11 protein-coding genes are annotated in these 15,556 nt (G+C 42.3%); 2 read left to right on the forward strand and 9 right to left on the reverse strand.

The annotated features are described in order from the left end of the window. Positions 1-188: 188 nt before the first annotated feature. From BK575_RS17815 to BK575_RS17840, 6 genes are all read right to left on the reverse strand, one after another. Positions 189-2,732, reverse strand: coding sequence for a BMQ_0737 family morphogenetic spore coat protein (locus BK575_RS17815; protein WP_268877745.1), 2,544 nt, complete (start codon positions 2,730-2,732; stop codon positions 189-191). A gap of 604 nt (positions 2,733-3,336) precedes the next feature. Further along, positions 3,337-4,881, reverse strand: coding sequence for a BCCT family transporter (locus tag BK575_RS17820; protein ID WP_078412243.1), 1,545 nt, complete (start codon positions 4,879-4,881; stop codon positions 3,337-3,339). A gap of 196 nt (positions 4,882-5,077) precedes the next feature. Then, positions 5,078-6,172, reverse strand: a complete 1,095-nt coding sequence (locus tag BK575_RS17825; protein WP_078412245.1) for a tartrate dehydrogenase — start codon at positions 6,170-6,172, stop codon at positions 5,078-5,080. Between the two features lie 16 nt (positions 6,173-6,188). Next, the gene (locus BK575_RS17830) at positions 6,189-7,640 is read right to left on the reverse strand and encodes an aldehyde dehydrogenase family protein (protein WP_078412247.1); all 1,452 of its coding nucleotides are present in this window, start codon (positions 7,638-7,640) and stop codon (positions 6,189-6,191) included. Beyond that, a complete protein-coding gene (locus BK575_RS17835; RefSeq protein ID WP_078412249.1) occupies positions 7,633-8,715 on the reverse strand; it encodes an aromatic ring-hydroxylating oxygenase subunit alpha in 1,083 nt (360 codons plus the stop codon). The genes BK575_RS17830 and BK575_RS17835 overlap by 8 nt, the downstream gene beginning before the upstream one ends. 103 nt (positions 8,716-8,818) lie before the next feature. Then, positions 8,819-9,067: a ferredoxin gene (locus BK575_RS17840; protein WP_078412251.1), complete on the reverse strand. Its 249-nt coding sequence runs from the start codon at positions 9,065-9,067 to the stop codon at positions 8,819-8,821. A gap of 311 nt (positions 9,068-9,378) precedes the next feature. On the opposite strand from BK575_RS17840, the gene BK575_RS17845 reads away from it, so the two are divergent. Further along, the gene (locus BK575_RS17845; protein ID WP_078412253.1) at positions 9,379-10,752 is read left to right on the forward strand and encodes a sigma-54 interaction domain-containing protein; all 1,374 of its coding nucleotides are present in this window, start codon (positions 9,379-9,381) and stop codon (positions 10,750-10,752) included. 200 nt (positions 10,753-10,952) lie between these two features. Here BK575_RS17845 and BK575_RS28740 read toward each other — a convergent pair whose 3' ends face one another. The 3 genes from BK575_RS28740 to pruA all read right to left on the reverse strand — a co-directional run bounded on the left by BK575_RS28740 (position 10,953) and on the right by pruA (position 14,114). After that, complete coding sequence (locus tag BK575_RS28740; protein WP_169907875.1) at positions 10,953-11,105, reverse strand: hypothetical protein; 153 nt, start codon at positions 11,103-11,105, stop codon at positions 10,953-10,955. A gap of 107 nt (positions 11,106-11,212) precedes the next feature. Continuing rightward, on the reverse strand, positions 11,213-12,505 hold the full coding sequence (locus tag BK575_RS17850; RefSeq protein WP_078412255.1) for a Glu/Leu/Phe/Val family dehydrogenase: 1,293 nt from the start codon (positions 12,503-12,505) through the stop codon (positions 11,213-11,215). A gap of 61 nt (positions 12,506-12,566) precedes the next feature. Continuing rightward, positions 12,567-14,114, reverse strand: a complete 1,548-nt coding sequence (gene pruA / locus BK575_RS17855) for an L-glutamate gamma-semialdehyde dehydrogenase (protein WP_078412257.1) — start codon at positions 14,112-14,114, stop codon at positions 12,567-12,569. A gap of 401 nt (positions 14,115-14,515) precedes the next feature. On the opposite strand from pruA, the gene rocF reads away from it, so the two are divergent. Continuing rightward, positions 14,516-15,418, forward strand: coding sequence for an arginase (rocF, locus tag BK575_RS17860; RefSeq protein ID WP_078414845.1), 903 nt, complete (start codon positions 14,516-14,518; stop codon positions 15,416-15,418). The last annotated feature ends 138 nt before the right edge of the window (positions 15,419-15,556 follow it).

The following is a 15,556-nucleotide window of genomic DNA, read 5'->3' on the forward strand; positions in this document are numbered from 1 at the left end:
ATCATTTAATGTATATAACGTCATAAAAAAGATTGTTCCAGTATCAGCATGGAGCAATCTTTTTTGTATTTATATTAAATCCACAGCATTCACGCGCGACAGATCGTCAATCGACACGCCAGTAGGCGAAACCCAACGAGAATCGTGTCGATCGTGTTGCCTTTGTTGGAAAAGACCTCTCTAGCCTCCTACCGTAAAATAGCCAATCCGAAAGGACCATTTAAAACTCCCGCACCGAAATCCCTCACACGTATAGGATTTGGAGGAAGGGAAATATCATAAATTTCTACCGTACTATCGTTAAAATTGGTTGCATACAGAGTGGTACCTGTAATCGCCAATCTCTCAGGGCCACTTAAATCCTCTGCACCAAAATCCCTCACACGTATAGGATTTGGAGGAAGGGAAATATCATAAATTTCTATCGTACTATCGTTAAAATTGGCTGCGTACAGAGTGGTACCTGTAGTCGTCAACCCGGTAGGCCCACTTAAATTTCCTTCATTAACCTGCCCTACACGTATAGGATCGTTAGGAGCGGAAATATCAAAAATGTCTACATTGTCATTGAATTGATTTGATACATACAGAGTGTTACCTGTAATCGCTAATGCGGTAGGACTATTTAAAGCTCCTGAAAACTCCTCTCCAGTAAACTTCCTCTCAAATACAGGATCGTTAGGAAGAGAAATATCGTAAATTGCCACACCACTGGCATCGCCTTGATCTGCGATATAAAGAGTATTACGTGTAATCGCCAATCCGGTAGGCTCACTTAATCCTGTACTAACCTGCCCTACATGTACAGGATCTACAGGAGCGGAAATATCAAAAATGGCTACAGAATCATCGCCTTGATTTGCGGCATACAGAGTGGTACCTGTAATCGCTAATGCGGTAGGACCATTGAAAACGCCTGGAAAATCTACCTCACCAAACTCCCTTACAAGTACAGGACTCGTAGGAGTGGAAATATCAAAAATGGCTATAGTATTATCATTACGATTGGATATAAAAAGAAATCTAGTGTTAGGAACCGGGACGGGGACCGGGAAGATCGCCGGACATTGCTCTGGGAAGGTAGGGAACAGGCATTCAAAAGGCTGATCTTCAATCGGGATTGGCTGGCGCGGTCCACAGAACTTCGCTTCCACTTCCAGCTTAACTTCTGCTTTCACTTGAACGTCTTGACACATGACGACCTCAAGCAAGAGCATATTTCCTAACATTTGATCCATTAATACCGTACAGTTTACGTCAAAGATGTTACAGACGATTCTAGTGCCCTCGGGGAAACAGAGAATCACTTCATCTACAAAGTTAACCGGTACTTCAAAATTGCAGAGTGGAACGCCATCACAGAAAAATTCAATACGAATTCGGACATGGAAAGCAATGGTGACAATTTGGCCACCTGGTACATTAGGAGCTGGTCGTGAGCCAGGCAGGACATCACAACGACGAGTTCCTTCCACTTCTGCACAAGTGGCTGTTACAAGGCCGCCTCCACTGCGGCAGTTTTCAATGAGTGTAAAGCATTCTGCCGGAATGGGAACTTTATTGCGATCCCGGTTCGTAAGGACTACCCAATCGTAGACCTTTTGCACAAGGATACACTCTAAACTTCTCCTCCCAACCGTAACACAGGTATTAATTAAGATCGAAATAGTACTTGAACCAAAATTTGCAATTGCAAGATCAAATCTTCCGTCTCCATTAAAATCTGCAGAGATGATGGAAACAGGATTCGAACCTCCACTGGAAAAAGGACTGCCTGGCACTGGAGTAAACCCGCCTGAACCATTACCTAAAAAAAACGAGACATCATCGGAATTAAAGTTCACGACGGCAAGATCCATCGTCCCGTCTCCATTAAAATCTGCAGCCGTGATGGAACTAGGACCCGAACCTCCACTAGAAAAAGGACTGCCTGCAGCTGGAGTAAACGCTCCTGAACCATCACCTAAAAAAACCGAGACATCATCGGAATTAAAGTTCACGACGGCAAGATCCATCGTCCCGTCCCCATTAAAATCTGCAGCCGTGATGGACATTGGACGCACACCTCCACTAGAAAAAGGACTGCCTGGCGCTGGAGCAAACCCGCCTGAACCATTACCTAAAAAAACCGAGACATTATTGGATCCTCGGTTCGCAACCGCGAGATCCATGATCCCGTCTCCATTAAAATCTGCCGAGGTGATGAAAAAAGGACTTGAACCTCCACTAGAAAAAGGACTGCCTGGCGCTGGAGCAAACCCACCTGAACCATTACCTAAAAAAACGGAGACATTATTGGATCCTTGGTTCGCAACCGCGAGATCCATAATCCCGTCTCCATTAAAATCTGCCGAGGTGATGGAAGCTGGGAGCAAACCTCCACTCAAAAAAGGACTGCCTGGCGTTGGAGCAAACCCGCCTGAGCCGTTACCTAAAAAAACTAAGACACTATCGGAACCAATGTTCACGACCGCGAGATCCATAATCCCGTCTCCGTTAAAATCTGCAGAGGTGATGGCATGTGGACCCGAACCTCCACTAGAAAAAGGACTGCCTGGAGCTAGAGCAAACCCACCTGAACCATTACCTAAAAAAATTGAGATACTATCAGAACTAATGTTCACGACCGCGAGATCCATAATCCCGTCTCCATTAAAATCTGCAGAGGTGATGGGAAATGGACCCGAATCCCCACTAGGAAAAGTGGAGATTTGAAAGGATGGACATGGCACTGTAAAAACCTCCAATCTCTACAAGAAAAAGTTTGGAATTTAAGTAAAAAAGAATTCTATTTGAAAAAGGAGGTATTAATTTTAGATGCTATTTATATATCAAGCCTATTCTGATAATAGATTTTACAATTCCTTTTCCGTCTGAAAATCGGGGTCAATTAGTCTGAAGAGACCTCAATCCCTTTACTTCATTTTCTGCATTTCACTTGTTATAGGCTGTACTCTTGTCCCTTCTTTTTCTCATAGTTACATTAGCATATGATTCTTTTTTTGATTTGATTGGGCGTAGCTATAATCGATCTTCTTACAACTAAAAAGCCCAACAATTCATTTTGCTGAACGAGGACTCAGGAAATAGCATTATCCAACTTTACTTGAATGCCACTTTCCCGTATTCAGGTAAACATGTGTACTCGGCGTAAGCCCCAAAATTCATCCCAGTCATGGCAAAAACTTGGTCACTTTCATATGTATATTAGATATAAATCCAGTTAACATAAAGTCTCTTCCAAGCAACCAAAAAAGCCTCGGATTTCATATAATCCAAGGCTTTTCAAATGCAGCAAAATAACTATTATGCGGTGATTTGTCATCACCTCTTTATTTATAACGCCTTCTTTTCAGATGTTATCGTTTTTTCTTCCATATCTTTATTACTTGTTTCCGTAGAGAGACGCAGCTCCCCTTGAAGGCCTTTATACGTGGAATAACACATAAATAGCATTAATATGGATAATGGTATGGATGTTGCGACAAGCGCTGACTGTAAGCCTGACAACCCGCCAGTCATGATTAATACAGCGGAGACCGCAGCAATGACGACACCCCAAATCACTTTGGTCGTATGAGTAGGATTCGGATTACCATTTTCGCTGATCATACCTAGTACAAAAATGGCTGAATCCGCAGATGTAATAAAGAAAATAAGCACGAGTACCATGGCTAAAATACTTAAAAATACACTCATAGGGAAGTACTCAAAAAACTTGAATAGAGCAGATGTTACATCCGTTGATACAGCAGTTGCGATGGCTGTTTTGCCATGGTTTTGGATAAGGTCGATGGCTGAACCTCCCATAACGGCAAACCACAAAAAAGCACCAAGAACAGGTATGAAGATAGCCCCCATCATAAATTCTCTAATGGTTCTTCCTTTCGAAATCCTCGCAACAAAGCTTCCTACAAGCGGCGCCCAAGCAATCCACCAGCCAAAATAGAATAGTGTCCAGCTTGCGATCCATGATCCATCACTATATGGCTCCGTTCGGAACGACATACCGATAAAATTTTGGGCATAATCCCCGATTCCTTGAAAAAAGATTTTTAAGATGGATTGGGTTGGTCCAAGTATAAGCATAAAAGCTAATAGAAGAAAAGCTAAAAGCATATTCAGGTTGGATAAGAGTTTCATACCGCCTTGCAGTCCTGAAACGGTTGAGGCAAGATAGAGCACCGTTACGATCGTAATGATAATCACTTGACTATTAAACCCTAACGGAATCCCCCAAAGATAATTCATTCCACTGTTGACTTGTAAAGTACCAAAGCCTAAAGACGTAGCAATCCCAATAACGATGGAAAGGATAACAATGATATCAATAAATTTACCGAAGGAACCTTTAATTTTATCCCCTACTAATGGGTAAAAAACGGAACTTAACGATGCGGGTAATTTTTTTCTAAATTGGAAGAATGCTAAAGAAACTCCGACAACTGCATAGCATGCCCACGCCGAAACTCCCCAGTGCAGGTAGACAAATTGCATAGCCAGTTTTGCCGATTGTTCAGAAGATCCCTCTCCAAACGGAGGATCAATATAGTAAGAGACAGGTTCTGCAACTCCCCAAAACACAAGACTAATGCCGATAGAAGCACTGAAAAGCATAGCAATCCACGTACTCGTTTTAAATTCAGGGCGATCGTCATCATCACCTAACCTTATATGCCCAAACTTCGACAATCCAATATGCATACAAAAAGCAAAGAAGAGAAAAACACAGCCTAAAATAAACCAGCCTAAATTATTATAGATAAAACTAAGAGCTGAGTTGGAAAAACTATCCAACTGTTTTGGCGCGAATATTCCGACACTGATTAAGACTAAACTAATTGCCAATGAGAAATGGAATACGGTTTTCTTGCTATTCATCCAATCACTCCTTATGAAATAAAGTCAACATTCTTCAAATTCATTATTGTAAGCGTTTTCCTTTTTCGGGTGAAAAGCAGAGGTGAGGCATATGATTCATTCGTCCTTGAATGAATTCTGAGGACGAATGAATTCTGAGGACGAATGAATCAAGTCTATTGAAAAAATGTTTCTTTCCATTATACATACCTGTTCCTTATTGGATTGGTGCGCTTTTGGATGACATGATGGTTGCGATCATATCCGTCACCCGGTCCCCTACTTCCGAAGTAGAAGCCGTTCCATTCATATCAGGCGTCAGCACTTGTTTCTCCAGCAGAAGTTGCTCGATTGCCTGAAGCACGACTTTTCCATGCGCTTCATAACCAAAGAAGTCCAGCATTTGGCTGGCCGACCAAATGGATGCGAGCGGATTCCCGATTCCTTTGCCTGCGATGTCGGGAGCCGATCCGTGAATCGGCTCAAACATTGACGGGAAGTTTCTTTCAGGATTAATATTGGCTCCAGCAGCAAGACCGATGCCGCCGGCGAGTGCCGCTCCCAAATCCGTTAAAATATCGCCGAATAAGTTCGAGGTCACGACGACTTCAAAGCGTTTCGGATCTTTAATCATCAACATTGCTGCCGCATCAACGAGATAAGAAGCCGTTTTGACTTCCGGATATTCTGCACTTACTTCTTCAAATACTTGATCCCAGAAAACCATCGAGTAGTTCAGGGCGTTCGCTTTCGAAATGCTTGTCAGCGATTTCCCTTCTTTTTTGGCGATTTCAAAGGCATAGCGGATGATTCGCTCTGTGCCTTTTCGTGAAAATACACTGTTTTGCAAAACGACCTCATGTTCTTGGCCCTTAAACAGCCAGTCCCCTGCTCCGGAATATTCGCCTTCACTATTTTCGCGGATGAACAGCATATCAATGTCTTCACGTTTCACATCTACAAGCGGCAAATGAGCTCCTTTTAACAGCTTCACAGGACGGATATTTACATACTGATCAAAGCTTTTGCGAATTTTTAACAATAAATCCCACAACGAAATGTGGTCAGGGACGCCGGGAAACCCGACTGCCCCTAAATAGATCGCATCAAATTCTTTCAGCTGTTCCATTCCATCATCATCCATCATCTTTCCGTTTTTCGCATAAAACTCGCATCCCCATGGAAAGTATGTGAAATCAAATCGGAAACCTGCATCCAGTTCCGCCACTTTCTTTAATACGTTAACCCCTTCATTAATGACTTCGGGGCCGATGCCGTCTCCGGCGATAACCGCTATTTTAAATACTTTCATCATAATCCCCTCATTTTCAGCTTTGATTCCAAACGACCAATTTCATTTCAGTCATTTCTTCCACTGCATATTTAATTCCTTCACGGCCTGTCCCGCTTTCTTTCACCCCGCCGTATGGCATTTGGTCTACACGATATGTCGGCACGTCATTAATGATGACCCCGCCCACGTGCAACTCTCGTGAAGCGTATAACGCATTTTTCACATTGTTTGTGTAAATACCTGCCTGCAATCCAAAGCGGGAATCATTCACCTGCTCAACGGCTTCTTCGATGGAGCTCACTTTATTGACAACGACAACCGGAGCGAATGCTTCCTGGCAGGACACCTTTAACGAATGGTCGGCATCTGTAATAATGGTTGGTTCAAGAATGCCGTTTTGCAGTTTGCCGCCTGCTGCGAGTGTTGCATGGCTGTTTTTCGTTTCGTCGATCCAGTCGATTACACGTTCTGTTTCCCGTTTTGAAATCAATGCGGAAATATATGTGTCCGGATCAAACGGGTCGCCAATTTTCAGCTTCTTCGCGGCTTCAGTGAATTTCGCAACAAATTCTTCATACACATCCTCATGTGCATACACCCGCTGCAGGGAAATACAGACTTGCCCCTGATTGGAGAAAGCGCCCATAATGCAGCGGTCAATGATTTGATCGATATCAATATCTTTGTCGATGATTAAAGCCGAATTTGAACCGAGTTCAAGCGTCGTCTTTTTCAAGCCTGCCTTGTTCCGGATGCCGATGCCGACGCCCGGACTTCCTGTGAATGTAACCATGCTTACGCGGTCGTCTTCCACAATGGCTTCCCCGACCGTGCCTCCTGGACCTGTCACCACATTTAATACACCTGCCGGGAGACCTGCTTCTTCAAAAAGTTCCGCGATAAAAAGAGCAGACAATGGTGTTTGCGACGCTGGCTTCAACACAATCGTATTGCCGGCCGCGATGGCCGGTCCAACTTTATGGGCGACAAGATTCATCGGGAAGTTAAACGGGGTAATCGCCCCAATGACCCCAATCGGCTCTCTTAACGTGTAGCCGATTCGACCGCCCCCGCCAACAGCGGCATCGAAAGGAATCGTTTCTCCGTGAATTCTTTTTGCTTCTTCAGCCGAAAATTTATACGTTTCAATCGTTCTCGCCACTTCTGCTTTCGCAAACATGATTGGCTTGGCTGATTCACGGGTAATAATTTCTGCCGCTTCATCTGCTTTTTCTTTTAATAATGCTACCACTTTTTCTAAAATTTCTGCCCGTTGATATGCCGGCATTTTTGCCATGATACCTCGTGCTTCATGGGCAGCGTCTATTGCCCGCACAACCTGCTCTTTATCCGCCATCGCAATTTGAGCGATTTCTTCCCCGGAATAAGGAGAATATAACGGGGCATATTTTTCTGTTTCTACTTTTTCGCCATTGATCATTAAAAACTGCTTCGTCACGTTTACTTCATTCACTAATTTACTCATTGAGGGCCTCCAATACCATTTCATGAAATTGTACAATTGCTTTTTCTGAAGACGAATAGACTCCCTTGTTAAATGCACGAGAGCGGAAACCAATTTGCTCTAATTCCACAAGTTCCACATCTTCCTGGCGCACTTGTTCAGCAAATGCAACTAAGTCTTTTTCTTCCTGAGTCAAATTCTCGTCACGGAAATAATAAGTGTAAAGAATCAACGTTGTTTCATGATCAATCGGTACTAATTGAATCGTCGCCATATTGCCAGGACCAGGATAAATGGTCAGCATTAAGTTTGGCCACAGCCAGAAGAAGGATCCGCCTTGCATTTCTGCCTGATTTAAATCGACTGTTCCATACCCTTTATCTTGTTTAACAATTGTGCCTTGAAGTGAATAGTTTTCACATGTAATGATTTGATAATCATCCATATTAAGTGCTGAAACGAAGCCTGGATGAGCGACATGGCAGTGGTCACACTCTAAATAGTTGTCAATAAACGCTTTCCAGTTCGCTTTAATCACCCGTGATGTTTGGTTTGTTCTTTTCAACTCACTTAAAAACGGAAATTTGCTCAAACGATCAAAGAAATCACCGTAAGATTCGCAAAGCGGCTTCGCGTTATCATCCAAGTTGACAAAAATGAGAGATTCCAAGATTTCCATCCGCACTGAACGTAAACAAGCATCTTTTACACAGGCTGCATCTTCGCCTCTAAAGTTGGGTGCTTTGTTTAATTTCCCATCCATTTTGAATGTCCAGCCATGATAGCCGCATTGTAAAATTTTCTTCTTGCCTGACTCACTTTTTTCAAGCTTTGTCGCACGATGTGGACAAACGTTATAAAAAGCGCGAATCACTTCATCTTGCCCTCGAGTCACGATAATGGGCTCGCCTGCAACTTCCGTTGTAAAAAAAGCGCCTGCTTTTTCCAGCTGGCTGACATGTCCTACCAGCTGCCAAGATTTAGAGAATACTAGATCCATTTCTTTCTCAAGCACTTTCGGATCTGTATATTTGTCATATGTCAATGTTCTTTCAAATGTTCGATTAGATGCATTTTCTACTTTATTATAAGCCATAGTTCATTCTCCTCCATCGATAATTCACAAATATTTGTTGGAAAGGCCAAAATTTTCAAAAAATATCTTTTTTATTTATTGAATGTGCCGGATGCTTACCCAACTATGCCATTTGAACGGATTTACAAGTAAAAGGTGCATCAGCCACTTTTATGGAATCTGTCGGACAACCTTCTAAAGCATCTTCTAAATCTTCTTCTAGTTCATCCGGTACTTCTGTTAAACCTTGGTTGTCATCAAGAATCGCAAAAGCAATTCCTTCATCGTTGTAATCAAAAATTTCCGGTGCTGTTGCTCCACATGCCCCGCAAGCGATGCATGTATCCTGGTCCACTATTGTGTATTTAGCCATGCGGGCCACCCCCGATAATGGTCATGTCAAAAACCTCATGCTGTTTTGCCATTTTACTCCTCCCTAACCGTCTGAATTTCTGACATCTCGCTTTGCTAAAATGGTTTCATCCATTCCTAACATGCTTGCTTTGCAGCCTGTCACTTTTATATACATGCAATTGGCGTGCCAACTCTTAAAAATAGTTATAATACACTAAAAATTTAGAATTTTATTTAAAAACGCTTTCAAAATGAGTTATAATTAACTCAATTTTGATTAAACATTATTCAAAATTAACTCACTACCTTTTAAAAAGAGAGGGTCACTCTATGAAAAGTCCTAATGCAACAGGCAATATTGAAATGACGCTGGAAGCTCTTTTAAAAATTCTTGATCATTCGTCAGATGAAATTTTTGTCCTCGACGGCGAGCAGCGAATTCTTTATGTGAACCAGGCATGTGAGCGCCATTACGGCTTGAAGCCGACTGATGTCATCGGCAAATACAATGTTGATTTGTTTGAAAAAGGCTATTGGAAACCGTCCATCGTGCCGGAAGTGTATAAAAGAAAAAAGCCTTGCTACATGAAGCAGCAGACTTATATCGGAGCTGAACTAATGACGTGCGCAATCCCCCTCTTAAATGACGAGGGTGAAATCGAACTCGTCGTGATCACATCAACTGAATCACAGACTTATCGAATGCTGAAAGCAAAGGAAACAAACGATGAGTCAAAAACCACTCAAGAAGATGGGGAAACGGACCGGATTGTAACGAACAGCGGAAAAATCAACCGAATCTTGACGTTCTGCGAAAAAGTAGCGCCAACTGATTCAACGATTTTAATTCAAGGGGAATCTGGAACAGGAAAAGGGGTGCTTGCCCATTTCATCCACCGGATCAGCAAACGGAAAAGCGGCCCGTTCCTTACGATTAACTGTGCGGCCATTCCGGAAGAGCTGCTCGAATCTGAACTGTTCGGCTACTCAAAAGGGGCATTTACCGGAGCAAATAAAACTGGAAAACCAGGATTGATTGAAGCAGCGGACGGCGGCACTGTTTTTCTGGATGAAATCGGAGAAATGCCGCTCGCTCTGCAGGCAAAGCTCTTACAAGTCATCCAGGATAAACAGTTCATTCCTGTTGGAGGCAGTGAAATGAAAAAAGTGGATATCCGGATCGTTGCCGCAACGAACCAAGATTTAATTAAAATGGTCAATGACAAACGCTTTCGGGAAGATTTATTCTACAGGCTGAATGTGATTGACATTCACCTGCCGCCGCTTCGTGAACGCAAAGAAGATATCATTCCGCTCACATATAACTTTTTGAATAAATTCAATCAAAAGTACCATGAAAACAAAGTCATCTCCGAAGAGTGCCTGAATATCTTAATCCATTATTCATGGCCGGGCAATGTTCGTCAGCTTGAGAATTTGATTGAACGATTAGTCGTCATTAGCGATTCCGTCATCCAAGTGGCCGACTTGCCGGATATCATCACCGATAATGTCGGACAAGTCACCCAGCTCGCACTCCCTACTTCACTTGATAAAGCAATTGACGAAACGAAGCGTATCTTAATCAGAAAATCTTACCAAACCTATAAATCATCCAGAAAAGTTGCACAAGATCTCGATATCAGCCAAACGAAGTCCTCCAAACTAATCCGGGAGTACTGTGAGGATTTAATGGATAACTAGGACAATAGAGGATGAGCCAAAAGGGTAAAAAGCCACCCTTTTGACTCATCCTTCTGAAAGGTCCCGTTATACAAATCCAGCAAAACCAAGGATTTCTATACAGATAAATACAATTTAAGTTTTTAACATTACCTTGGCCGTGATTCCTCTATTTTAAAAAGGAACCATCTACCGCATCAACTGTAGATGGTTCCAAATGCTTATGCTTCCACTAAAGAATGATCATTAAAGTAAATCACTTCGGTAAGGATTTTATAACCGCGAATGTCCTTGAAAGCGTCTTTTGCTTCTTTTTCAGTATCGAACTCAAACATTTGAATGTTGCTCTTTGAATGGACAGTGATGACCCACACGAAAACATTCCTCCAAATAAAAAATTATTTTTTAACAGATTGATTGTTTCCCTTACACTTTATCCCGCTCTTGCAAACTATAAGATTCCACTGATGAAAATTTCGCTTTATACCCATCCGCGGAAACGGGAAGCTTCAGCAATTTTTCTTATTCCAACCATATAGGCCGCTAAGCGCATATCCACTTCATGGGCCTGTGAGGTTTGATAAATCGTTTCAAAGGAATCGACCATTACTTTTCGCAGTTTGTCAGCCACCTCTTCTTCTGACCAATAATATCCCTGGTTGTTTTGAACCCATTCAAAGTAAGAAACCGTCACACCGCCTGCACTTGCCAGGATATCCGGCACAAGGAGGACTCCTCGTTCATCTAAAATTTTGGTTGCTTCAAGGGTGGTTGGCCCATTTGCTGCCTCCACCACAATCGAAGCTTTGATATGATGGGCATTTTGCACCGTAATCTGGTTGGAAATAGCAGCCGGCACTAAAATGTCACATTCTTTTTCGAGTAATTCTTGATTCGATATGACATTCGTAAATAAATTCGTGACGGTGCCGAAACTATCGCGTTTATCAAGTAAATAATCGATATCAAGCCCTTCCGGATCATAAAGGGCACCATGTGCATCTGAAATCCCGATCACTTTCGCTCCTGCATCATGCATGAATTTTGCTAAAAAGCTTCCCGCATTCCCAAAACCTTGAACGATGATGCGGGCCCCTTGTAAGTCAATGCCTTTTTTCTTTACCGCTTCTTCAATGCAAATGGTAACACCTCGTGCTGTCGCTGTTTCACGACCTTGCGAACCTCCTAAAACAAGCGGTTTACCCGTAATGAATCCAGGAGAATCGAATTCTCGAAGGCGGCTGTACTCATCCATCATCCACGCCATAATTTGAGAATTCGTATATACATCCGGTGCCGGAATATCTTTTGTAGGGCCCACAATTTGGCTGATGGCACGAACATACCCGCGGCTTAACCTTTCCAATTCTCCAAATGACATGTTCCTTGGGTCGCAAATAATGCCGCCTTTTCCCCCGCCATAAGGAAGATCGGCAATGCCGCACTTTAAACTCATCCAAATGGACAAGGCTTTTACCTCTTCTTCATTCACTTCTGGATGGAAGCGGACGCCTCCTTTTGTAGGACCAACCGCATCGTTATGTTGGGAACGAAAACCGGTAAATATTTTGACTGAACCATCGTCCATTTTGACAGGTATGCGGACTGTCAGCATGCGAATCGGTTCTTTTAATAATTCAAACAATTCATTTGAATACTCCAATTTTTCTAAAGCCTCTCTTATGACGGTTTGTGTAGAAAGGAATAAATTCAAGGACTCTTTTTCTTGTTGCTGTTCTTCGGATAATTGCTCTAAAACCTTTGTCGTAGACATGATATGGCCTCCCATAAATCGTTAAATTTCAACATATATTCCTTGTTGTCTTTCGTTGCAGTTAAAGTGTTTCAGATGTCGTTTTTGCTTGCATGTGAAGAAGCAAATAGTCAGGGCTGCCTGCTTTTGAATCTGTGCCGGACATGTTAAACCCTCCAAACGGCTGATATCCGACGATGGCACCTGTGCATCCGCGGTTGAAGTAAAGATTTCCGACATGGAACTCTTCACGGGCACGTTCAATATGTTCACGATTATTAGAAAGTAATGCCCCTGTAAGACCGTACTCGGTATTGTTGGCAATATCCATCATATGATCAAAGTCGCGCGCTTTACAAAAAGCAACAACCGGGCCGAAAATTTCTTCCTGCATTAAACGGGCCTTTTCATCTACATCCGCAAAAATAGTAGGTTGAATAAAATATCCTTTGGAGTCATCCCCTTCACCGCCTGTCATTAGCTTACCCTCTTGTTTGCCGATTTCGATATAGCCCATAATCTTGTTATAAGCTCTTTCGTCAATAACAGGACCCATGTACGTATTCACATCTTCAGGATTGCCAAGCGTCAATGTTTTCGTCAATGCTACTGCTCTTTCAAGCACTTCGTCATACACATCCTCATGGACAACCGCACGGGAACCAGCGGAACACTTCTGACCAGAGAAACCGAATGCAGAGTAAACGATCGATGAGACAGCTAAATCTAAATCTGCGTCCTTATCAACGACAACGGTATCTTTACCGCCCATTTCTGCAATGACACGCTTTAACCAAATTTGTCCCGGATTCACTTTTGATGCACGCTCATAGATGCGGCATCCTACTGCACGTGAACCTGTGAACGAGATAAAACGAGTTTTCGGATGATCGACCAGATATTCACCAATTTCAGCACCGACTCCCTGAACATAGTTTAAAACACCTTCCGGAAGTCCTGCTTCCTCCATTAACTCCACAAACTTAGCCGCAATAACCGGTGTCGAATCCGCAGGTTTAAGAATGACAGTATTTCCAGAAACAATGGCCGCTACCGTTGTTCCAGCCATGATGGCTAACGGGAAGTTAAATGGAGAAAGAATAATGCCTACTCCAAGCGGGATATAAGTATATGTGTTGATTTCCCCCTGCCGGCTGTTAACGGGAACACCTGGCGCTAACCTCACCATTTGATGAGCGTAGTACTCTAAAAAGTCAATCGCTTCAGCAGTATCTGCATCCGCTTCCTTCCATGGCTTGCCTGCTTCTTTTACAAGGTAGGCGGAAAATTCATGCTTGCGGCGGCGAAGAATAGCAGCGGCACGGAACAAGATGTTTGCACGATGCTGCGGGTCCCATTTTTTCCAAGTTTCAAAGGCTCCTAAAGCTGATTGCATTGCTTTTTCTGCTAACTCTTCATCAGCCATTGCAACTGTACCGACAATTTCTTCTTTATTAGCAGGATTAATCGACACACTCTTTTTATCAGTCGTAATGCGCTCTCCCCCGATAACAAGCGGATACTCTTTCCCAAGCTGTGAGTTGACATAGACTAAAGCTTCTTGAAATGCTTTTTGGCTTTCTTCTTTCATAAAATCAGTAAATGGTTCATGAATGTATGGTAAAGACATTTGTATATACCTCCTGGAATATTTAAATCTTCACCAATTTACTATGCAATTTCTATGCCAACGTTAACTTCTTGGAAAATCCGGGCTTTCTAGAGTTAAATTATTGATATTCGCCAATTTTTTTTGCTCTTTTATCAATTTCAAGCTTTATTTCATGCCACAATATTTTGCACTATCTATTTTTCGATATATTTAAAGCAAATTTTTTTTGCACAAAAGGATATATTCGATGAAATAAAGAGCAGTCCTATAAGTTTTAGACCCATCACAAAAAGTGTTTTTTATACTAAATCTCCCAATTAATTGGAATTGTATAAATATTAAAAAAAATGTCGAGTTGAGTCATTTGCCCTTTTACCCTTAAACTAGGGAGAGAAAAAATGGATGGGGGAGATTTAATCATGATAAAAGACATTTCAATTATCGGCATTCCAATGGACCTTGGTCAAACTAGAAGAGGGGTAGATATGGGGCCAAGCGCTATTCGATATGCGGGTGTAAGCGAAAGACTCGAAAACCTTGGTTACACAGTACATGACGAAGGAGACATAAAAGTCGAGATTAGAGAAAGAGCGCAAACTGATACAGATACTAACTTGAAAAATTTAAAAGCCGTAGCAGACGCTACTGAAAAATTAAGCCAAAAAGTAGATGAAATCGTTCGCTTAAATCAATTTCCTTTAGTTCTAGGAGGAGATCACAGTGTCGCGATTGGAACATTAGCCGGTGCAGCAAAACACTCTGATAGTTTAGGAGTTATTTGGTATGACGCCCATGGTGATTTAAATACAGCCGAAACATCACCTTCCGGAAATATACATGGTATGCCTTTAGCTGTAAGCTTGGGAATCGGCCATCCTGCTCTAACCAATATTGGAGGCTATACTCCAAAAGTAAAACCCGAGAACATCGTCATTATTGGTGCCCGCTCCTTAGATGAAGGCGAGAAAGAATTGATCAAGGAAAAAGGTATTAAAGTATACACCATGCACGAAATTGACCGATTAGGTATGACGAAAGTAATGGAAGAAACGATTGCTTATTTGAAAGAGCGTACAGATAGTGTACATTTATCGCTTGACTTAGATGGACTTGATCCAGATGATGCACCCGGAGTAGGGACACCTGTTGTGGGAGGTATTAGTTATCGGGAAAGCCACCTTGCTATGGAGATGCTTTTTGAAGCTAATATCATTACATCTGCAGAGTTTGTAGAGATCAATCCAATATTAGATGAGCGTAATAAAACAGCTAGTGTCGCTGTTGCCTTAATGAGTTCATTATTCGGGGACAAGCTGCTTTGATATGATTGACTTTTAACAAAGTGAATCAAGCGGATAAAAGTAGCCAAGTGCTTTTTTAAAAGCTTGGCTATTTACCGCCTATCATCCAATTGGATAAGAAGCCGCCCTTCCCTTAAGCCATTAAATTCGAAGAAATTT

The sequence above is a fragment of the Priestia abyssalis genome (assembly GCF_002019595.1).
GTDB lineage: Bacteria > Bacillota > Bacilli > Bacillales > Bacillaceae_H > Bacillus_BA > Bacillus_BA abyssalis.